15 protein-coding genes and 1 pseudogene are annotated in these 20,727 nt (G+C 62.5%); 2 read left to right on the forward strand and 14 right to left on the reverse strand.

The window, feature by feature from the left end; all coding sequences use genetic code 11:
• Nucleotides 1-240, forward strand: a pseudogene (locus LIY45_RS26970) (hypothetical protein); the annotation flags it as partial.
• A 90-nt stretch (nucleotides 241-330) separates the two neighbouring features.
• On the opposite strand, the gene LIY45_RS26975 reads toward LIY45_RS26970, so the two are convergent.
• Nucleotides 331-1,440 carry a DSD1 family PLP-dependent enzyme gene (locus LIY45_RS26975; protein ID WP_177023074.1) on the reverse strand — a complete coding sequence of 370 codons (1,110 nt, stop codon included), beginning with the start codon at nucleotides 1,438-1,440 and terminating at the stop codon, nucleotides 331-333.
• A 57-nt stretch (nucleotides 1,441-1,497) separates the two neighbouring features.
• On the opposite strand from LIY45_RS26975, the gene LIY45_RS26980 reads away from it, so the two are divergent.
• Nucleotides 1,498-2,124: a PAS domain-containing protein gene (locus tag LIY45_RS26980; protein WP_226478192.1), complete on the forward strand. Its 627-nt coding sequence runs from the start codon at nucleotides 1,498-1,500 to the stop codon at nucleotides 2,122-2,124.
• A gap of 1 nt (nucleotide 2,125) precedes the next feature.
• Here LIY45_RS26980 and LIY45_RS26985 read toward each other — a convergent pair whose 3' ends face one another.
• The 13 genes from LIY45_RS26985 to LIY45_RS27045 all read right to left on the reverse strand — a co-directional run bounded on the left by LIY45_RS26985 (nucleotide 2,126) and on the right by LIY45_RS27045 (nucleotide 20,619).
• Nucleotides 2,126-2,503 (reverse strand): RidA family protein, encoded by a 378-nt coding sequence (locus tag LIY45_RS26985; RefSeq protein ID WP_008430534.1) that lies wholly within the window; start codon nucleotides 2,501-2,503, stop codon nucleotides 2,126-2,128.
• A 12-nt stretch (nucleotides 2,504-2,515) separates the two neighbouring features.
• On the reverse strand, nucleotides 2,516-3,763 hold the full coding sequence (locus LIY45_RS26990) for a dicarboxylate/amino acid:cation symporter (protein WP_102604897.1): 1,248 nt from the start codon (nucleotides 3,761-3,763) through the stop codon (nucleotides 2,516-2,518).
• A gap of 122 nt (nucleotides 3,764-3,885) precedes the next feature.
• Nucleotides 3,886-4,845 (reverse strand): threo-3-hydroxy-L-aspartate ammonia-lyase, encoded by a 960-nt coding sequence (locus LIY45_RS26995; RefSeq protein ID WP_003212540.1) that lies wholly within the window; start codon nucleotides 4,843-4,845, stop codon nucleotides 3,886-3,888.
• A gap of 105 nt (nucleotides 4,846-4,950) precedes the next feature.
• Complete coding sequence (locus LIY45_RS27000; protein WP_023658820.1) at nucleotides 4,951-5,739, reverse strand: ABC transporter ATP-binding protein; 789 nt, start codon at nucleotides 5,737-5,739, stop codon at nucleotides 4,951-4,953.
• Between the two features lie 11 nt (nucleotides 5,740-5,750).
• Nucleotides 5,751-6,509 (reverse strand): ABC transporter permease, encoded by a 759-nt coding sequence (locus LIY45_RS27005; RefSeq protein ID WP_177027867.1) that lies wholly within the window; start codon nucleotides 6,507-6,509, stop codon nucleotides 5,751-5,753.
• A gap of 9 nt (nucleotides 6,510-6,518) precedes the next feature.
• Nucleotides 6,519-7,280, reverse strand: a complete 762-nt coding sequence (locus LIY45_RS27010) for an ABC transporter permease (protein WP_008430524.1) — start codon at nucleotides 7,278-7,280, stop codon at nucleotides 6,519-6,521.
• 259 nt (nucleotides 7,281-7,539) lie between these two features.
• Complete coding sequence (locus LIY45_RS27015) at nucleotides 7,540-10,002, reverse strand: TonB-dependent receptor (RefSeq protein WP_226478193.1); 2,463 nt, start codon at nucleotides 10,000-10,002, stop codon at nucleotides 7,540-7,542.
• A 199-nt stretch (nucleotides 10,003-10,201) separates the two neighbouring features.
• Nucleotides 10,202-12,466, reverse strand: a complete 2,265-nt coding sequence (locus LIY45_RS27020) for a TonB-dependent receptor (protein WP_087693871.1) — start codon at nucleotides 12,464-12,466, stop codon at nucleotides 10,202-10,204.
• 331 nt (nucleotides 12,467-12,797) lie between these two features.
• Nucleotides 12,798-13,856, reverse strand: a complete 1,059-nt coding sequence (locus tag LIY45_RS27025) for an ABC transporter substrate-binding protein (RefSeq protein ID WP_003212534.1) — start codon at nucleotides 13,854-13,856, stop codon at nucleotides 12,798-12,800.
• Nucleotides 13,857-13,982: 126 nt separating this feature from the next.
• On the reverse strand, nucleotides 13,983-15,032 hold the full coding sequence (locus tag LIY45_RS27030; protein WP_003212533.1) for an ABC transporter substrate-binding protein: 1,050 nt from the start codon (nucleotides 15,030-15,032) through the stop codon (nucleotides 13,983-13,985).
• Nucleotides 15,033-15,052: 20 nt separating this feature from the next.
• The gene (locus LIY45_RS27035) at nucleotides 15,053-16,204 is read right to left on the reverse strand and encodes an LLM class flavin-dependent oxidoreductase (protein WP_008430513.1); all 1,152 of its coding nucleotides are present in this window, start codon (nucleotides 16,202-16,204) and stop codon (nucleotides 15,053-15,055) included.
• Nucleotides 16,205-17,012: 808 nt separating this feature from the next.
• Nucleotides 17,013-18,860: an ABC transporter ATP-binding protein gene (locus tag LIY45_RS27040; protein WP_226478194.1), complete on the reverse strand. Its 1,848-nt coding sequence runs from the start codon at nucleotides 18,858-18,860 to the stop codon at nucleotides 17,013-17,015.
• Nucleotides 18,853-20,619: an ABC transporter ATP-binding protein gene (locus tag LIY45_RS27045; protein ID WP_003216964.1), complete on the reverse strand. Its 1,767-nt coding sequence runs from the start codon at nucleotides 20,617-20,619 to the stop codon at nucleotides 18,853-18,855. The genes LIY45_RS27040 and LIY45_RS27045 overlap by 8 nt, the downstream gene beginning before the upstream one ends.
• Nucleotides 20,620-20,727 lie beyond the last annotated feature (108 nt).

The following is a 20,727-nucleotide window of genomic DNA, read 5'->3' on the forward strand; positions in this document are numbered from 1 at the left end:
ACAGCGAGGGCCGCTGCGCAATACCTGCGTTCGGCCTCGAGCTTATTGGGGCAGTCAGATCAAGATCAAAAGCAAGAGCACGGCGGCCTGAAAGCCGACCTGAGTGTTAAAAGCCAAGCGCTTTTCTGTAGGAGCCGGCTTGCCGGCGATGCAGACACCTCGGCACATCAGACACACCGAGGCGATGCCATCGCCGGCAAGCCAGCTCCTACAGTGGACCGTGCCCGCTTTAGCTTCTGATTTGGCTTTTAACACTCAAGCCGGCTTTCAGGCCGCTGTAAGAGCGGAACCAATATCGGCCATCACCCCAATAACGGATATGCCCCCGATCTACCACCCCCGCAACCGCTCCCAAACCTGCACCTCACCATTCTCCAGCAGCGCGCCATAGCTGCCGAACTGCGTCCCCGTAGCACACGCATGGTTAGGCAAAACCCTCAGCCGCGTCCCCAGCGGAAACCGCTCAACCACATCCACCGCCACCCCGTCGAACCAAGCCACCCCATGCTCCTGATTCGCGCTGCCCACCAGCAACCCCTCAATCACCTCGCCACCCTCGGTACACACCTGCCCATAACCAAAATCCCGCTTCTGCGACTGCGTCCCACGATCCCGACTCATCGCCATCCACCCCGCGTCGGTAATGATCCAGCCCTTTTCCACCTGATGCCCGATCACCGTAGTCAGCACACTCAACGCCAGCTCATCAATGCGGCACACCCCAACGTTATGCATCACCAAATCAAAAAACGCATAAACCCCAGCCCGCAGCTCAGTCACACCCTCCAGGCTCACCGCCGACAGCGCCGTGGGCGTCGAACCCACACTCACCTGCAAGCAAGGCAACCCCGCCCCCCGAATCACCTCGGCCGCTGCAACACAGCGCGCCCGTTCCTGCTCGGCAATCGCCCGCAACGCCTCAGGCGTATCCAGCCCGTAACTTTCCCCGGCATGAGTCGACACCCCGGCAAGCATCCCGCCGCCATACAGCAGCCTGGCGATCTCCAGCAACAGCGGATCCTGAGGCTTCACCCCGGACCGGTGCCCATCACAGTCAATCTCAATCAGCACCGCAAAAACCTCACCCTGCAGCGCACCAAACTCGACAATCGCCCGGGCCCCGGCAAGGCTGTCGGTGATCAGCGTCAGCGCACACCCCTGACGACGCAACGCCAACGCCTGAGGCAATTTATGCGGCGCCATCGCCACCGCATACAGAACGTCCCGAATGCCGAGGTCGAAAAAATACTCGGCCTCCTTCAACGTCGAAACCGTAATCCCCGTGGCCCCGGCAGCGATTTGCGCCGCCACCACCTCGGCACATTTATGGGTCTTCACATGGGGCCGCAAGCGCACACCCAAGTCATCGGCACGCTGCTGCATACGCAGGATATTGCGCTGCATCCGGCTCACATCCAGCAAAGCTGTCGGGGTTTCCATCGTGCACACTCCAAAAGGTAAATTGACGGTCTATCCAGTACTGGATATGTTGTCTGAATGAAAAAACACACTCCCGAACAAGCGGCCTTGATCAGCCAGCTCGAACAGATTGCCGAAGGCCTGAGCAAGACCTTCAGCCCGTTTTGCGAGGTCGTGCTGCACGACCTGCGCGACCCGCAGCACGCAATCATGGCCATCCACAACAACCTCTCCGGGCGCCAGCCGGGTGACCCGGCCACCGAGCTGGGCCTGGCGCGGATTGCCGATCCCGAGTACCCGCAGGTGATCGCCAACTACCAGAACCAGTTCGCCGACGGGCGTCAGGTCAAGAGCACTTCCATCGGCATCAAGGACTCCACCGGCAAGTACGTGGCGGCCTTGTGCATGAACGTCGACCTCTCGTTGTTCCGTGGCTTGCAGGGCATGCTGGAACAGTTCGGCTCGGTCAGCGGCGACCGGCCCACCGAGTCTCTCGACCCGTCCGGTGCCGACGCCATTCGTGCGCGCATCGACCAGTTCGCCGCACGCCTGGCGACCACCCCACGTGCCCTCAAGGCCGCCGACCGGCGCCTGCTGATGCAAGAGCTGAAAGAAGCCGGCGTGATGGACATCCGGCGTGCCATGGAAACAGTTGCCTCACACCTTGGGGTCTCGCGGGCGGCGGTCTACACCTACGCCAAATGACCTATGCCGAGCGCGCCACGGCTTCGATTTCAATCAGATAGCCGTGGTGTAGTTCCGGCACCGGCACCACCGCGCGGGCGGGGCGGTGATCCCCCAGTGCAGCGGCGTACAAGCCATCAAATTCAGGCCAGTGTTTTACCCCCACCACGTACACCGTGACTTTCACCAGGTCTGCGGGTGAGCCGCCTGCGGCCTTCAAAATCGCCAACAGATTGTCCAGGGCCACTTGAGCCTGTTCGGCAAACGAAGCCTCGAGGTTATGACGCCCGTCAGGGCTCACCGGCAATTGCCCGGAGATGTACAGCGTGCCCTGGTGGCTTACGGCCTGGGAGTAGTGCCCGGCAGGCTGGGAGGCAGTGGCTGTGTGGTGAATCTTCATGATCGGCAGTTCTCAAGCAAGGGAGGGAAGGGGAGCAGGTTGTTCATCGGTGGCACCGTGGCCAATCACCGCCGTGGCCACGCCGCAGCCGAACACGTTGGTGGCGGTACGGCCCATGTCGAGGATCGGGTCCACGGCGAGGATCAGCAGCAAACCGGCTTCCGGCAGGCCGACCATCGGCAGGCCCGCCGCGAGCACCACCAGTGAGCCGCGCGCCACGCCGGCGGTGCCTTTGCTGATGACGAGCAAGGTCAGCAGGATCATTACCTGATGGCCGAAGCTCATCTCGATGCCATAGGCCTGGGCGATGAACATCACGATAAACGCCTGGTACATCATCGAACCGTCGAGGTTGAACGAGTAACCCAGGGGCAGCACAAAACTGTTGATGCGCTTGGGCGAGCCGAAGCTGTCCAGGGCTGCGATGGTCTTGGGGTAGGCCGCCTCGCTGCTGGCGGTGGAGAACGCCAGCAAAACCGGGCTGCGCAGCAACTGCAACAGTTGTTTGAAACGTGCGCCCAGCGCCAGGTAACCCACGCCGCTGATCACCAGCCACAGCACCGCCAGGCCCAGGTAGAACTGCGCGATCAACTTGCCAAAGCTGACCACCATCCCCAGCCCGTACAGGCTGATGGTGGCGGCAATTGCGGCAAACACCGCCAGCGGCGCGATCACCATCACGTATTCGGTGATGCGGAACATCACCTGGGTCAGTTCTTCCAGCACGTGCAGGATCGGCGACCTGGCGCTGCCCTTGACGAACGCCAGCGCTGCGCCGAAGAACAACGAAAACACCACGATTTGCAGCACCTCATTGTTGCCCATGGCCTCGACGATGCTGCGGGGGAATACATGGGACAAAAAACCCGACAGGTTGAAGCTGGCGGTGTTCAAACCGCTGTTGCCGTTGGCCGCCACACTCAGGTTGAGCCCCGCGCCTGGCTGAAACAGATTGGCCAATGTCAAACCGATCAGCAGCGATACCACGGACGCAATCAAAAACCAGGTCATCGCCTTCAACCCGACACGGCCGATGGAGCCGCTGTCGGCCATGCTCGCCACGCCACTGATCAACGTCGCCAGCACCAGCGGCGCGATGACCATCTTGATCAGGCGCAAAAACACGTCGGTGACCATGCTGAAGTAAGCCGCGATGGTCTTGGCGGTGTCGGTGTCCAGTTGGGCATGCAGCACGGCCCCCACCAGCACGCCAAGGATGATCGCAATCACAATGGCCCGGGCCAGGTAACGATTTTTCATAAGCACCTCTTGTTGTTAACGCTCAGGGAACACCCGGGCATTTTTTATAGGCGGCAGAAATTGCAGGCAGCAGGAAGCCATGTGGCAAGCACGCTCGCCACAGTATTTTCTTGTTAGAGGTTTTAGCCCTTTAGCAGGCTCGCGTACTTCTCGATATCGACGTTGCCACCGGTCACGATGATGCCCACGCGCTGGCCCCGGAACTGCTGCTTGAGGTTGCGCAAGGCCGCAAGGCCGAGGCAACCGGTGGGCTCCACGACCATCTTCATGCGTTGCATGAAGAACCTCATCGACTCCACTAACTCGGCGTCCGAGACCGTAAGGATGTCATTCACGTTCTCGCGGATGATCGGGAAGGTGTGATTGCCAAGGTGCTGCGTCTGGGCGCCGTCTGCGATGGTCGCGGGCGTGTCGATGTGCACGATGCTGCCGGTCTGGAAGGAGCGCTGACCGTCATTCCCGGCTTCGGGCTCGACCCCGTACAGCAGGCAATCAGGCGACAACGCACGGGTGGCCAATGCCGTACCGGAGAGCATACCGCCACCGCCCAGGCCGACAAACAAGGCATCCAGTGGGCCGGTGAATTCCAGCAACTCCTTGGCGGCAGTGCCCTGGCCGGCCAGCACGTCCGGGTGGTCGTAGGAGGGGATCAACGTCATGCCGTGCTGCTCGGCCAGGGTGCGGCCGATCTGCTCGCGGTCTTCGGTGATACGGTCGTAGAACACCACGGTCGCGCCGTATTCCCGGGTGGCGGCGACCTTGGCAGCCGGGGCGTCGGTGGGCATTACGATGGTGGCCGGCATCTGCAACAGGCGGGCGGCCAGTGCGATGCCTTGGGCGTGATTGCCCGAGGAAAACGCCACTACACCCGCCTTGCGCTGCGCCTCGTCAAACCGGGAAAGCGCATTGAACGCACCGCGAAACTTGAATGAACCGGTGCGTTGCAGGTTTTCGCATTTGATGAACACCTGGGCGCCGGTCTCGGCATCGAGGGTGCGCGAGGTGAACACCGGCGTGCGGTTGGCGAAGCCCTCCAGGCGTTCGGCGGCTTTGATCACGTCATGGTACGAAGACAGTTGCATGGAAAGGACCTCTGAAAATGAACCGTGCACGAGCGCATTGCATTTGCTGTTTGGATAAAATATCCATAACTATACAAAATGTAAAGCTCGGCATGCCCACTGTCTTCAGTGCCCGACCAGCTCTTCCAGCAACCGGTCCTTGTAGCCCTGCAAGACCGGCGAACTGCGCTCCCTCGGATGTGGCAAGTCCACCCGGATTTCATGCTTGATCCGCCCCGGGTGGGCGTCCATCACGATCACCCGGTCACCCAGGTACAGCGCCTCTTCGATGTCATGGGTGACCATGATCACCGTGCAGCGCTGTTGCACCCAGATCCGTTGCAGCTCCCGCTGCAGGTGCACACGGGTCAGGGCGTCGAGGGCGCCCAGTGGTTCATCGAGCAACAGTACCTTGGGTTTATTGATCAGTGCCCGGGCGATTGCAGCACGTTGCGCCATGCCGCCGGAGAGCTGGTGCGGGTAGGCGTTTTCAAAGCCGGTGAGGTTGACCAGAGCGATATGTTCGGCCACTTGCCGATCCTTTTCGGACTGGGGCAGGTTGTGGTTTTTCAGGGCCAGGGCGATGTTCTGGCTGACGGTCATCCACGGGAACAGGCGGTGATCCTGGAACACAATGCCGCGCTCCAGGCTGGTGGCGGCGATGCGCTGGCCGTCCAGCAGGATATCGCCTTCGTACTCGGCCTCCAGCCCGACAATCAGGCGCAGCAAGGTGGATTTGCCGCAGCCGCTGGCGCCGACGATGCTGACAAACTCCCCTGGCCGCACGTCGAGGTTGATGTTGTGCAACACCGGCAGCGGCTTGCCTTCGATCCGATAGGCCTTGTTCAGGCCGCGAATCTGCAGGGCGCCGGTCTGCACGGCGGTGTGGAGGGCGTGGTGGGCGATTGCGTTCATGTTCATGGCCTTCAACGAATATTGCGCCAGCGCAGCACGTGGCGGCTGAGGCGGGTAAACAGCAGGTTCATCAGGTAGCCCAGCAGGCCGATGCACAGCACGCTGAGCACGATCACTTCCATGCGCGAGCCAGCCTCGGCATTCATCATCAGGTTGCCCAGGCCGGCGCCGGAGGACAGGAACAGCTCACTGCCGATCGCCGTGACCCAGGCGAAGGCGAGGGCATGCAACACGCCGGTGGCGATGCTCGGCAACGCCGCCGGCAACAGCACGTGCACGAACTGCTGCACCGGGCTGAGCACCAGCACCTGGCCGACTTCACGATAACGCCGCTCCACATGGCTGAAGCCCTGGTAGGTGTTGAGCACCATCGGGTAGAACGCCGCGAGGCTGACGATCAGCACCTTGGAGAACTCGCCATTGCCGAACCACATGGCAATCAACGGGATCCAGCCCAGCATCGGCACCTGGCGAATCGAATGGAACAGCGGGCCGATCAAACGGTTGGCCACACTCGACAGCGCCATCAGCACCCCCAGCACCACGCCGAACAGGATGCCCAGGGCCAGGCCGCCACTGGTGCGGGCCAGGCTGGCCAGCAGGTTGACCAGCAACTCGCCGTTACCGAGCATTTCCAGCAACGCCGAGCCGATCGCCGACAGCGGCACAAAGGCGTAGGCGCCGGCCGCGTCCTGGCGCGAGGCGTATTCCCAGGCGAGGATCAACAGCAGCGGCAGCAACAGGCCGCGGGATTTTTTCAAGAGGGTCATGCCGGGCTCCTAGCGGGTCTGCCAGCGAAACAGCCGCTGTTCCAGTGAACGAAAGCCAAAGTCGAGGGCAAAACCAATCAGCCCGGTGACCACCACACCCACCATCACCACGTCGATGCGCAGCATCTGCCGGGCCATCTCGATCATCTGCCCCAGGCCGCTGTCGGCCGCCAGCAGTTCGGTGGCCACCAGCACCACCCAGGCGCGGGTCAGGCTGATACGAAAACCGGTGATGATCGGCGGCGCGGCAGCGGGCAGGGCGATGCGCCAGACGAAGGTCGGCCAGCGCAGGCGGTACACGTCGGCCACTTCGAAGTAGCTGCGGGGAATGCCCTTGACGCCTTCGCTGGCGGCCAGGGCCACCGGGAAAAATGCGGTCTTGGCGACGATGATGATCTTGAAGGTTTCATCAATGCCGAACAGCAGCACGAACATCGGGATCAGCGCGATGCTGGGGATCTGGCGCAAGGTGTGGAACAGCGGGGCGCAATACACCTCGACGTTCTTTGACAGGGCCATCAGCACGCCGAAGGCCAGGCCGCACAGCGAGCCGATGCCAAAGCCCAGACCGAGCCGGGACAGGCTGTTGCCCAGGTGTTCAGCGAGTTCGCCGCTGGCGAGCAGTTCTTCAAAGGTTTGCAGGACCTGGGCCGGCGGTACCAGCAGGTTGCGCGGGAAGATCCCGAGGTGCGCCACCAGCGTCCAGGTGGCGAGCAGGGCCAGCGGCGAGATGAGCCAGGTCAGGGCAGTGAGCAATCGGTAAGGGCGCATGGCGGGTCTTATTTCAGCGAAGTACCCGGGGGCTATCGCAAGACATGTGCCAGTGAACACAACAGGGGAGAACAATGAAGGCCAAATGTGGGAGCTGGCGTGCCTGCGATGACGGTGGCCAGTAAACATTGAGGCTGGCTGATCCACCGTCATCGCAGGCAAGCCAGCTCCCACAATGGATGGGTGTACATCCGAATGCCCGAATGATGCCTGGCCAACAATGGGGTGCTGCTGCAGCAACACCTCATCAGCAATTACCTCAGAAGTCGTAGCTCACACTGGTGTAGTAGAACGCACCCTGGGCGCCTTCAGGACTGGTGATCGAGTAGATCGGCACACCGTACAACTGCGCGCCGGAAGCCTTGTCCGGGTGAGTGTTGAACAGGTTCGTCGCACCGGCTGAAAGCTTGATCCCCTTGCCAAGGTTGTAGGATACGTCCAGGTCGGTGACCCATTGCGGGCTGAAGGTCTGGTCGAGGTTCGGGTTGGCGGCATTGAGGCTTTTCCATTCGCCATAACGGCGCTGGGCCACGGTGACTCCCCACTTTTCATAGGCCCAGTTGGCGCTGAGGGTCAGCTTGTAGTCCGGGGTGCCGTGCTCGATCAGGCCTTGGGTGGTGCGGCCGATGATCTGGTTGCCCGCGATGTTGCCGACGTTGCGCAGGTCGGTGATTTGCGTGCGATTACGCGCATAGCCGGCGTTGAAGTTCACCCGGCCCCATTGCTGCAGGTCGAGTTTGTAGTTGCCGGTCAGTTCGATACCGTCGGTGCGGGTGTCGGCGATGTTGGTGTAGAACGCCGCGCTCTGGATATTGGCGTAAGGCGTCCCGGCGAAGATCGGCGAGACCACCGAGGCCGGCAATTGGTCGGACAGGGTAATGCGGTTGTTGATGTTGATGCGGTAGGCATCCACCGTCACCGATGCGTTGTCCAGCGGTTGCCAGACCAGGCCCAGCGAGTAGTTGGTCGACTCCTCGGGCTTGAGCTGTGTGCCGCCCAGGGCCTGGGCTTCCGGGCTGTTGGCGCGCAAGGTGCGCTGCTGCACCTCGACGTAGTTGCCGCTGCCCGGCGGCTGTTCCACCACCTGCACACTGAACGACGACATGCCGCTCTGCGCCAGGGACGGTGCGCGATAGCCGGTGCTGGCGCTGGCCCGTGCGGCGATCTGCGGGGTGAAGTCGTAGCGCAGCGACAGCTTGCCGTTGGTGGTGTCGCCAAAGTCCGAATAGTGCTCGGTACGCACTGCGACACCGGCCTGGAACTTCTCGGTGACCTGGCCTTCGACATCCAGATACGCGCCCAGCACCTTGCGTTGCAGCGAGTCGGCATCCACCGGGGTGATACCCGAGTAATACCCGGTGAGCCGGCGTCCGGTCACCGGGTCAACGGTGTTGAACAGCGGGCCGTTCTGCGAGGCGGCCGGCGCGCCTGCGCTCAACTGGTAATTTTCCTGGCGCCAGGCCAGGCCTGCGGAGACGGTCAGCGGCTTGAACAGCAAGTCGGTGGGGAAGTCCCGCACCCAATCCAGGGTCACGTTGGTCTGGTCGTTCTTGCGCTCGCCGGTGTAGATCGTCGCCGGGCTGTTGGTGCCCCAACTGGGGTTGATCGCGTTGTAGTCGGTGGACTTGACGATGTTGGTGCCGTGGTTAAGCGCCAGGTCGAACTTGCCCAGTTGCTCGTTTTCGTACCGCAGGCCACCGGTGGCGGCATAGTCTTCCAGGGTGTAGCGCGTGATCGGCAAACGGCCGTCCGGATAACGCTGCAAGGAAACGCTGCCGTAGTTGTTGTACAGCGCGGTGGGCGGGTCAAAAAAACCGGTGGAGTCGGTGTTCTTGTGGGAATAGGTGGCGAACCCGTAGGCGGTCAATCCTTCGCCCACACCCATCTCGCCGTTGGCCAGGAAGTTGTACTGGTCGGAGACACTGTTGGAGCCCCAGTTCCAGGTGCGATAGCGGTTGTTCTGCTCGCGCGACGTGTTCACGCTGGTGTCGCCGCGATAAAAGATTCGGTTGTCCGGGTTGGTGTCGCTGGCCGGGTCCTGGCTGCCGGCATCGAAACTCAAAGTCAGGAAACCGTCATTCGGCAGTTCGAAGCCTTTCCAGCCGCTGTACTTGCGCTGCATGCCATCGCCCTTGTTGTAGCCACCGAAACGGTAGCCGACGTTGCCGCCGTCGTCCTTTTGCTTGAGCACGATGTTGATCACCCCGGCAATCGCATCGGAGCCGTATTGAGCGGCGGCGCCGTCACGCAGGATCTCCACGTGGTCGATCGCGCTCAACGGGATCAGGCTCAAGTCCACCGCTGCCGCGCCACGACCGTTGGCCAGGCTCTGGCGGGTGATGTTGGCGCTGGTGTGGCGGCGCTTGCCATCCACCAATACCAGCACCTGGTCGGAAGCCAGGCCGCGCAGCGAGGCGCCCTGGGCGATGGAACCGGCAAATGCACCCTGGGGCGACTGCGGGAAGCTGAAGGACGGCGACAGTGCGGTCAGTGCGCCGGACAGGTCGGCAGCGCCGGTTTGCTGCAATTGCTCGCCGCTCAGCACATCTACCGGTGCGGCGCTTTGCAGGGCGGTGACGTCGCTGCGGCGGGTGCCGAGTACCACCACGGTGTCGAGCTTGTCGGTCTTGGCAGTGGGCTGCGCATCGGCGGCTACAGCAGGCACGGCAAGGCTGCCCATGACCAGCGCGATGGCGCCGGCCAACGGAGTACGTTGGAACATAGAAAGGTCCTTTCGAAGCGTGTTGACGATGGCGGCCGGGCGCTATGGCTCAAACAAAGAAGGTCAACTGTGGGAGCGGGCTTGCCTGCGATGATGGCGGCACAGCCACATAATGGTTGGCTGACCCACCGCTATCGCAGGCAAGCCAGCTCCCACATTTGATCTCCGGCGTTTGGTGAATAGTGTCCGGCGGCTGAAGTTAGAAGCGGCTGGTCACGCTCAGCCCCACGGTGCGTGGGTCGCCGTAAGTGATCACGTACTGCCCCAGCCCGCCGTTCGGCCGGCCATGCACCTGATAGCGGCGGTCGGTGAGGTTGTTCACAAACCCGGTGACGCTGAGTTTTTCGTCGGCGCTGTACCAGGTCAGGCGGCTGTTGGCCAAGGTGTAGTGCGGCTGGCTCAAGTCCTTGTCGGCGCTGCTCTGGCGGTCGGCGAGGAAGTATTCCTTGTCGCGAAAACTCACGTCGGCACCGGCCACCAGCTTGCCGCCGATTTCCAGCGGGATGGTGTAGTCGCCACCCAGCGACACCACGTTGCGCGGCGAGCGCACGAAGCTGTTGCCGCTGTAGTCACCCGTGACCGCACCGGTGTTGGGGTTGGTGTTTTTGAAGTCGGTGTATTCGGTATCCAGGAACGAAATCGCCGCCCGCAGGTGCAGGTAGTCGGTGGGTTGGCCTTCCAGTTCCAGCTCGGCGCCCTTGACCTTGCCCTTGGCGCCGTTGGTCAGCGCGGTGGTCAGTACGCCGTTGTTGACGGTCAGCAGGTTGACCTGAATGTCCGAGTAGTCGTAGTAGAAGATGTTCGCGTTGGCCGTCAGGCGATGGTTGAACCACTCGGACTTCACGCCGAATTCGTAGGCATCGAGTTGTTCCGGGTCCACCGTGGTCAGCTGCGACAGGCTGGTGGACAGCCCGGTGTTGAAGCCGCCCGAGCGGAAGCCGTGGGCATAGCGGAAGAACACCCGCACGTTGTCGTTGATCCGGTATTCCGGGGTCAGGTCATAGGTCCAGGCTTCCCAGGTCTTGTCTTCCTGGCGGTTGCCGTTGGTACCGACGCCGCCCAGGGGAATCAGCGGGCCATTGGCGGTGGCGCGCGTCAACTGAGTGAGGTTGAGGTCGATGTCTTTCTTTTCCTGGGTCCAGCGCAGGCCACCGGTCACGCTGAAGTTGTCGGTGAGGTCGTAGGTCAGGTTGCCGAACAGCGCGTAGCTGTCGGTGGTGTGGTTGTAATTGAGGTCGCGAAAGTCCGTCGCGCCGTTGACCTGGTTCGAGCCGGTGCCATTGGGTGTCGGGCCCGGGGCGATAAAGCGTCCGGCGCTGCTGTCCAGGTCTTCATGGAAATAGTGCGCGCCGGCCAACCAGCGCAGGGTTTCCTGCTGGGGCGAGGCCAGGCGGATTTCCTGGGAGTACTGGGTGTATTTGTTGTCGGCGGTAGAGGTGCCGTTGACCTCGTAGGGCGTGTAGTCGGCATCGCCACTGGACTGGCCGCGGATGTAGTCGTAGGCGCTGATGGACGTGAGGGTGTAGTCGCCCAGGTGCCAGTTGAGGGTCAGCGAAGTACCGTCATGGTTGAGCTTGGAGTCGTCGTCCACGTTCAGCGCAATATTGCGCCCGGCGGGGCGGGTGTAGCCCACGTTGTAGTAGCGGCCGAGGGTCAGCGCACCGTTGGCGCCGTCGCCCTTGAACTCGCGGCTGTGGATCTTCCACAGCGCGTCCAGGTCCGGGTTGAGCTGGGCGAAGAATTGCAGGCGCACGGCCTTTTTGTTGACGTCGCCGTAGGTGTGATCGTCGATCAGGTTTTTCTGGAAACCGTCGCGTTCCTCGGAGTACAGCGAGATCCGCGCCGCGAGTTTTTCCGGAACCAGGGTGCCGCCGATGGCGCCATTGACGATGCGTTCGTTCTTGCTGCCAAAACCGATCGTGCCATAGCCGTCGGTGTCGAAGGTCGGTTTCTTCGAGATGATATTCACCGCGCCGGCCGTGGTGTTCTTGCCATACAGCGTGCCTTGGGGGCCGCGCAGGATCTCGATGCGTTCGAGGTCAAACAGCGGGCCGCCACCGGCAATCGGTGCGTTCAGGTACACGTCATCGGCGTAGATGCCCACCGGGTACACAGTGGCCGCGCCGGTGTCGCCGGTGCCCAGGCCACGGATGTACCAGCGCGGGCGCCCGTCGCCGTCGGGGTTTTTCGCCGAGGCGTTGGGAATGAAGGTGGTGATATCGCCCATCGACCGCACGCCGTCGGCAATGATGCTGGTGCCTTGTACCGCCGACACCGCGACCGGAACCTCTTGCAGGGTTTCTTCCCGGTGTTGTGCGGTGACGGTCACGGTCTTCAGCGACGGTTCGGTTTTGCCTGCATCGTTTTCGGCAGCGTCGGCGGCCAGCAGATGTTCGCTGGCGGTGCCGCCTGCCAGCAGTAAAGCGAGCCACAGGCCCTTGGTGATTGGATTAAGTGTGTGCATTGAAATCTCCCCCGGAAAAGTTTCCTTGAAGGGGTTAGAGCAGAGATCGTGCCAAGCAGATTTCAGGGTCGATACATGGTTGTAAGATATTGATATATAACGATTAAAAAATTCAAGAAGAGGACGTTTTCGAACAATTGAAAGCGCAGCCGAAGGCCGCTTGAAAAGCCTGTCGAAGATTCAGCAGAAGTTGCTTGGAGGGTGCTGCTGGAGCAGCAGGGGAGGTGTTGCCGTAGCAGCTGTCGAGCCCCGGCGAGGCTGCGTAAACGGTGTATCTGACACACCGCAAACGCAGCCTCGCCGGGGCTCGACAGCTGCTACATGGGGGAGGTCAAACAGCCACGCGGGAGGTGGAGCCGATGACCTTTTCCAGCACGCTGAAATCAATCCAGTCGCGCACATCGAAGCGCCGTGGAATGAAGTTCCAGCGATGCAGGAAATCGGTGAAATCCTGCAAGGCTTCGATGGAGCGCGAATCGAGCGTGGTACGCAGCCGACGATGGGCATCTTCGCCGTAGGCCGCGGTTACCCAGTACTCGCTGGTGTTGAGTTCCTGTGCCAGGAAGCGCCGGGTCTCGTCCGGATTGGCCCAGGCCCATTGCTCGGTGCGCAGCACGGTGTCGACGATTTTCACGCTGGCGTCGAAGTGCTCCTGCAGCAGGTTGATGTCCACCGTGAGGGTGCGTGGCGTGCCGTTGTTGGAGCGGATCAGCGGGTCCGGGTGCGAACCGGTGTCCACCACCACATGCAGGCCGAACTCGTTGGCCAGGTGCACGGCGTGGGCACCCTTGAGGAAGATCGCGTCGATATCACCGCGCAGCAGGCCGATCAGTTCGTTGTTGCGCCGGCTGAAGCGGCTCACCCCCAGGCTCGCCGGGGAGCCGTAGACGTATTGCACCTGGTTGTCGCTGTAGGTGCCGCCGTAGGGGTAGTCCACCAGCTCTACGTCCGAGACTTCCAGGCCTTCGAGCTTGAGGGCGTTTTCCAGGCCGCGCAGGGCCTGGGCACGGGTGAAGTCGATCTGCACGTTGGCCCATTTCGGCAGGCCGAAGCGCCGGTTTTTCAAGTCGCGCACGCTGCGCACACCGCTCTCGGCGGTGGTCAGGATCAACTGCACCTCATCGCTCCACGATAGCCCCAACACCCGGGTTTCCACGCCACTGGCGTAGGCCCAGATCGCCGGGATATTACCGCCGTGGCGCACCGAGTTTTTCAGGTGATGGTCGTAATGCGCCTCGCGAACTTCCCGTTCCGTGGACTCGCGCAACGACTGGATATTGGTGCCAAAAGGCAGGAACGCCTCGGCCAGGCGACCGGACTGCACAGCAATGCCAAGGCCGGTGGGAACCGGGCTGTGGGTGTACCAGAGAGTATCGAGTGGTTTGCTCATAAGGGTCTTCGTTCAAATCCATGAAATAGGAAACCTTTGCAGGAGCCCGGCTTGCCGGCGATGAGGCCCGAAAGGTCAATACCCCATTCAAGGCCGTCATCGCCGGCAAGCCGGCTTCTACAGGGGTTAGCCTGCCAGCGCGGTTTTGCCGTTCAAGAGTGCTTCCAGCGGCCGTGCATCAATCCATTCACGCACGTCGAAGCTTTTCGGGATAAAGCGCCAGCGGTGCAGGAAATGCGTGAAGTCCTGCAGCGCGGCAATTGCCTGTTCATCCAGTTCGGTGCGCAGGCGCAAGTGGGCGTCGTTGCCGTAGGCGGCGGTGACCCAATACTCACTGCTGTTGGTTTCCTGGGCCAGGTAGCGGCGGGTTTCCTCCGAGTGGGTGTGGGCCCATTGCTCGGCGCGCAGGACCGAGTCAAGAATGCCGGTGGCTACGTCGAAGTGGTTTTCCAGCAGGTTCAGGTCCACCGCCAGGGTGCGCGGCGTGCCGTTGTTGCTGCGGATCAGCGGGTCCGGGTGCGAGCCGGTGTCGATCACCGTGTGCAGGCCGAAATCATGAGCCTGTTGGGCGGCGTGGGCGCCCTTGAGGAAGATCGCATCGACTTCACCGCGCAGCAGGCCTATCAGCTCCAGGTTGCGTTCGCTGACTTTTTGCGTGACCGGCGTACCGGCGATATTGCGCACCGGGGTATCGCTGAAGGTGCCGCCGTAGCGGAAGTTCTTCAGCTTCACGTCGCCGACTTTCAGGCCTTCCAGTGACAACGCGTTTTCCAGCCCGCGCAGGGCCTGGGCGCGGGTGAAGTCGATCTGTGCGCCGGCCCAGTCCGGCAAGCCGAAAGTACGGCCCTTGAGGTCCTTGACGGTTTTGATGCCGCTGTCCTGGCGGGTCAGGATCAGTTGCACTTCATCTGCCCACGACAGGCCGATCACTCGGGTTTCCCGGCCTTGGGCGCGGGCCCAGATCGCCGGGATATTGCCGCCATGGCGTACCGAATTGCGCAGGGTGTGATCGAAGTGCGATTCGCGCACCGCCTTGTCATCGGACTCACGCAGCGACTGCACCTCGGTGCCCAGGGCACCGACTGTGTCTTGCAGCCAGCCTTTTTGCACTGCAATGCCCAGGCCGGTGGGCACGGGGCAGCGGGTGTACCAGAGCGTATCGAGAGGTTGGGTCATCAGGAGTTCTCCCACAGCGTTCAGGCGCTGGCTTTCAAAGGTTGGATCGCCGGGCGTTGGTGCACAAGCGGCAGGACTTCCTGGCCAATGCGCAACGCTTCTTCCAGGTGTGGATTGCCGGCGAGGATGAAGGTCGAGAAGCCGGCGTCGCGGTATTCCACCAGGCGCTCGGCTATGTTCTGGTGGCTGCCGACCAGGCCCACGGTCGGACCCGGTTTGGCTTTGGCGAAACCGGCCCACAGGTTGGGACCGATGATCAGGTCATCGAAGCGGTCGACGTTCTGGTGGTACGCGGTCTGGCGTGCGCCGCCGACCGAGTCCGAGCCGCTGGTAAAGCCCTTGGCGACCTGGCTGCTCTTGCCTTCGAGCTTGTCGAACTGGCGACGCAGGTCTTTCCAGGCTTGCTCCTCGGTCTCCCGGGCGAACAGGTCTACCCGCAGGCCGAAGCGCACGGTGCGGCCTTGTTTGTCGGCCAGTTCGCGCACGCGCTCGATGTGTGGCTTGAGCTTGTCGATGGGTTCGGCCCAGTTCAGGTACACGTCGGCGTGTTTGGCGGCGACGTCGAGGGCGGCGTCGGAGAAACCGGAGAAGTACACGCCGGGCTTGCGTTCGTGGTGCAGGCCGTGGGGCAGGGCGCCGTTTTCCAGTTGGTAGATATCACCGTTGTAGGAGAATTTTTCGTGCTCCCAGAGGCCCTGGATGATGTCGAGGAATTCGCCGGTGCGCTTGTAGCGCAGGTCGTGTTCGAGGAAGTCACCGTTGGCGCGCTGGCTGGCGGGGTTGCCGCCGGTGATGATGTTCCACTCTACGCGGCCACGGCTGAGGTTTTGCAGGATCGCGGCTTGTTGGGCGGCGTAGGCGGGCAGGGTCCAGGTGGCCTGGAAGGCGATCAGGAATTTGATGCGCCGGGTTTCTCGGGCCAGGGCGGCGGCGACGATCCATGGTTCGGGGCCGGTGGGCAGCAGGGCGCCTTCGAAGCCGGCGAGTTCGGCGGCTTTGGCGACCTGAGCGATGTAGTCGATGTAGGTGAAGTCGTCGGGTTGGCCGTTGGGCAGGCGGCCTGGTGCGATGTTGCCGGGGCGGTAGGTGGGGTTGCCGCGGTTGTGTTTGTCGGTGGTGAGTTGGGGGCCGTCGGTGCCCAGCGGCAGGCGCCAGAAGAATTCAGTGGTCATGGGTGCTCCGGTTCAGTCGTATTGGGTGCGGGGACCTTTGGGGATTGGGACTGCAACGGGCATGCCATGGGGGCTTGGGCCAACGGGGGCAGGCGGTTGTGGGTTTTTTGGGGGTGGGGGTGCGTCTGTAGCAACACTGGGTCAGCAGTGGGTGCTGTAGGTGAAGCACTTTGTGTACATATCCGTTGTTGCGGTCCGTACAAAAAGCGGCAAAGTAACCAAAGCGCTCTGCCCCGCCTGTCGGCGCCTCGCTGTGGCTCGGCGTTCCCTCACTCCGGCATTAGCACGGCGGCCTGAGAGCCGACCTGAGTGTTAAAAGCCAGATCAAAAGCCAGAGCTGCTTTTCTGTAGGACTGGCTTGCCGGCGATGCAGACACCTCGGTCTTCCAGATACACCGAGGTGATGCCATCGCTGGCAAGCCAGCTCCTACATTTGGACCGTGCCTGCTTTAGCTTTTGATTTGGCTTTTAAACACTCAAGCCGGCCGGTAGGCCGCTGTGTTCTTGATCTGCTTTTGATCTTGATCTTAGGCGCCCCGTTAAACCACGCTGGCCGAACGCAGGCTTTGGAGCGTGGCTAACCCGGCAGGACGCCGGGTTAGCCGTCCTGGGCCAGGGATGGCCCATGACGGCGGCCCACGGTCCAAAGCCGGAGTGATGGCACTCCGAGCCTAGGCGAGGAGCCGAGTGGTGGGGCAAGAGCGTTTTGCTTACTTTTGACTGGGCCGGCATTCCGGCTGTTCAAAAGTGAGCCGCTGTAAGAGCGGAACCAATCTCAAACATCACCCAAAAACGGATATACCCCCAATCACCCGACAACCAAATCCCCCACCCGAGCACTCTGCAAATACGTCTGATACAACGCCGCATAAGCCCCCCCACGATAAATCAACGCATCATGCGCCCCAAGCTCAACGACCTGCCCATGCCGAACCACAGCAATCCGGTCCGCATCCCGGATCGTCGCCAGCCGATGGGCAATGATGATCGCCGTGCGCCCCAGACACAGCCTGCGCAACGCCCGTTGAATCCGCCGCTCTGTGTGAATGTCCACCGCCGAAGTCGCCTCATCCAGCACCAGCACCGCCGGGTCCGCCAGATACGCCCGCACCAGGCAAACGAGCTGCCGCTGCCCATGACTCAAATGCGCTCCCAAAGGCCCAACCTCGGTGTGGTACTGATGCGGCAACCGCTCCAATACCTCATCGGCGCCCAGCTCCCGGGCCGCCGCGACCAGGGTCGCGTCATCCGCCAACGGCGCCGCTAACCGCAAGTTGTCGAGAATGCTCCCGCTGAACAACACATTGTCCTGCAACACCACCCCGACATTGCGCCGCAACGCATGCTGGGCCAGCTCCCGCACATCAATCCCATCCAGCCGCACCACGCCCGACTGCACCTCATAAAACCGCGTGAGCAACTGCACCAGCGTGCTTTTCCCATGCCCCGAAGGCCCGACAATCGCCAACACCTCACCCGCAGGAATATGCAAATCCAGCCCATTGATCACCGGCGCCTGCGCACTTGGCACATAACTGAAACCCACCTGCTCGAACCGCACCTCACCCCGCGCTCGGTCCAAATGGCGCGGTGTAGCGCTGTCGGTAATCTGCGCCTGGGTATCGAGCAACAGGAAAATCCGCTGCGCCGACGCCGATCCGGTGGCGTAGCGTTCAAACAGGTCCGACAGCTCCTGCAACGGCCCCAAGAACAGGAACACGTAAAACAGACTTTCGGCCACTTGCCCGACCGACACTTCACCGGCCGCCAGCCCATAGCCGCCCACCAGCAATAACAAGGCGATTCCCGCCGAACTCAGCAGCGCCGTAAAGGGCGCAAACCACCCCGAGCGCAAGCTGCCGCGAATCAGTGCATGGTTGAAGTCATCCAACAGCCCGCGATAACGCCGCAGGTTCGGCGTCTCCTGGGCGCACTGCTGCAGCATCCGCGCGCCGCTGACGCTTTCCACCAGGTGTGCGGTAAAACGGCTGCGGTTTTCCGCAACCCGCGCCCAGTTGCGCTGGGAGATCCGCTTGAAACTCCAGGTCGCCAGCACCAGCAACGGTACGGTGGCCACCAGGCTGAGGAAGAAACGCGGGTCGATACGCCACAACATCACCGATGCCAGGCCACAGCGCAGCAAGGCACCGAGCAGTTCAGGCGGGCCCTGGATCACCAAGGGTTCGAGGGCGTCCACGTCGCGGTCAACCCGGGAAATGATCCGCCCGGCACGGGTCTGGTCGAAGTAGCTGACGCTCAAGCCCTGGACATGCGCAAACACCTGCACCCGCAGGGCGTTCAGCACGCGGATCGCCGCGCCGCCGGCAACAAACAGCGAGACCCCGGCCAGCAGGAATCGCACCAGCCAACTGGCGGCCAGCCCCGCGCCCAGCCATAGCACCAGGCGCTCGTCCAGCAGCCAGTGGTCGGCCTGCTGAATCAAGCCACGGTCCAGCAGTTCACGCACGAACCAGGGTCGCAAAAACACCGTGAACACCAGCAACAGCTCAATGCCGATCACCGCGAAAATCGAGCGGCGGATTGGCCTGAGCAGCGGCAGCAAGCGTTTGAACATGCTGCGGTCGAGGGCCTTTTTCGCGAGCATTTCTTCAATTTCGATATCGCTCAAGGCTTTGCCGGCGATTGGATTAGCCATGGTCGATCCCCAGCAGGTCGCGGTAGTGCGGGTGGGTGTGTTGCAGTTCGGCGTGGGTGCCTGTGGCGGCGATTTTGCCGTCCGCGAGCATCAGCACCCGGTCGGCCAGGAGGATGGTCGACAACTTGCTGGAGATCACCAGCACGGTGGTGCCGCGCAGTTCTCGCAGGTTGTTCAGTACGTGCCGTTCGCTGATGGCGTCGAGGGCGCTGGTGGCGTCGTCCAGGCACAGGATGTCCGGTTGGCCCAGCAGCGCCCGCGCCAGGCACAGGCGCTGGCGCTGGCCGCCGGACAGGGTCACGCCACGATCACCCAGCGGCGTGGCCAGGCCGTGGGGCAGGCGCAGCAAGATGTCGTCCGCTGCGGCGAGGCGCAGGGCTTCAAGCAATTGCTCATCAGTGGCGTCGGGAGCGTTCAGGCGCAGGTTGGCGGCGAGGCTGCCGGCGAACAGGAAGCTCTCTTGCGGCACCACGTGCACCCGTTGGCGCAACGCACCGAGGTCAAGTTCGCGAATGTCTTGCCAGCCAGCGCCGTCATTGCCCAGCAGCACGCGCCCGGTGCTCACATCAGTGAGGCGTGGCAACAGGCTGGCCAGCAGGCTTTTCCCGGTGCCGGTGGCGCCCACCAACGCGACAATTTCGCCGGGCACCAGGGCCAGCGAGCAGTCATGCAGAATGTCCCGCCCACCGCCGGGAGCGCTGACACTGACGTGCTCCAGGCGCAACCACAGGGGCGAAGCGGGCAGGGTGGCGCTGCCACTGCGTATCGCTGCGGGGGCGTCCAGCAGTTGCCAGATACGTTCGGCACTGGCCCGGGCATCGGCGAAGGTTTGCATCACCCGGCCAATGCCTTCGATGCGAAATACCAGGGTGGTGGCGATCAGCAGCGAGGTCACCAGTTCACCGATGCCCAACTGACCGGCCGCCACCAGGTGGGCGCCGTAGACCAGGATCCACACATGGCCGAGGGCGACCACGGCCTGGGGCAGCGGAATGCGTGAACTGGAATAGGCCAGCGCCTGGCGGGCCAAGCCTGCGAACACTGCAACCTGTTCGGAAAAGCCCTGGATACGGCTCTGCTCAAGGGCAAAGGATTTGATCACACGCACCCCGCCGATGCCTTCACTGAGGTCCTGGTTGACGCGGTCGTAGGCCGCGCCGACGCTGCGGTCGAGTTCAACCAGGCGTTCGGTTTGCAGCACGAAAATCCACAGTCCGGTGACGGTCAGCAGCAGCGGTACCAAGCCCAGCCACGGGTTGTACCAGCTCAACAGACCCACGGTGGCCAACACCACCAGCGGGGTTTCCACCACCTGGCGCCAGAAGGTGATCAGCGCGTCACGTACCTTGTCGGCATCGCGGGTGGTGCGGGTGATCATCTCGCCCATGCCGTGCTGCCAGTGATAACCCAGGTGCAGGCTTTGCACCTGGGCGAGGATGCGTTCGCGCAGGCGCGTCAGCAGTTCCTGGCTGAGCACCAGGGACATGACGCTGGCGGCGTATTGCAGCGCGCCACGGCCCAGGGCCACGGCGAGCATCAGCCACAGCCAGTGCCAGCCAAGGCTGGCATCGAGGCTGCCGTCGGCGTGGCGGATTACTGCGCGACCGGCGCTGACATCGTTGACCGCATGGCCGATCAGCCATTGTTGCCAGACCAGGCCGAGGTTGATGGCCACGAACAGCCCGGCGACCAGAGCGAAGCGCCAGGGCATTTCGCGGTAGATCGCCAGGCTGCGCAGAAGGGGGTGTTTTTCGATCATGAAAAGCTCATTGGGTTTATTGATCCTTCCCAAACTGTGGCGAGGGAGCTTGCTCCCGCCGGGTTGCGAAGCGACCCCAAAAACAGGGCCTGCTGCGCAGTCCAGCGG

This window comes from Pseudomonas sp. MWU16-30323 (assembly GCF_020515595.1).
Taxonomy (GTDB): Bacteria; Pseudomonadota; Gammaproteobacteria; order Pseudomonadales; family Pseudomonadaceae; genus Aquipseudomonas; species Aquipseudomonas yamanorum.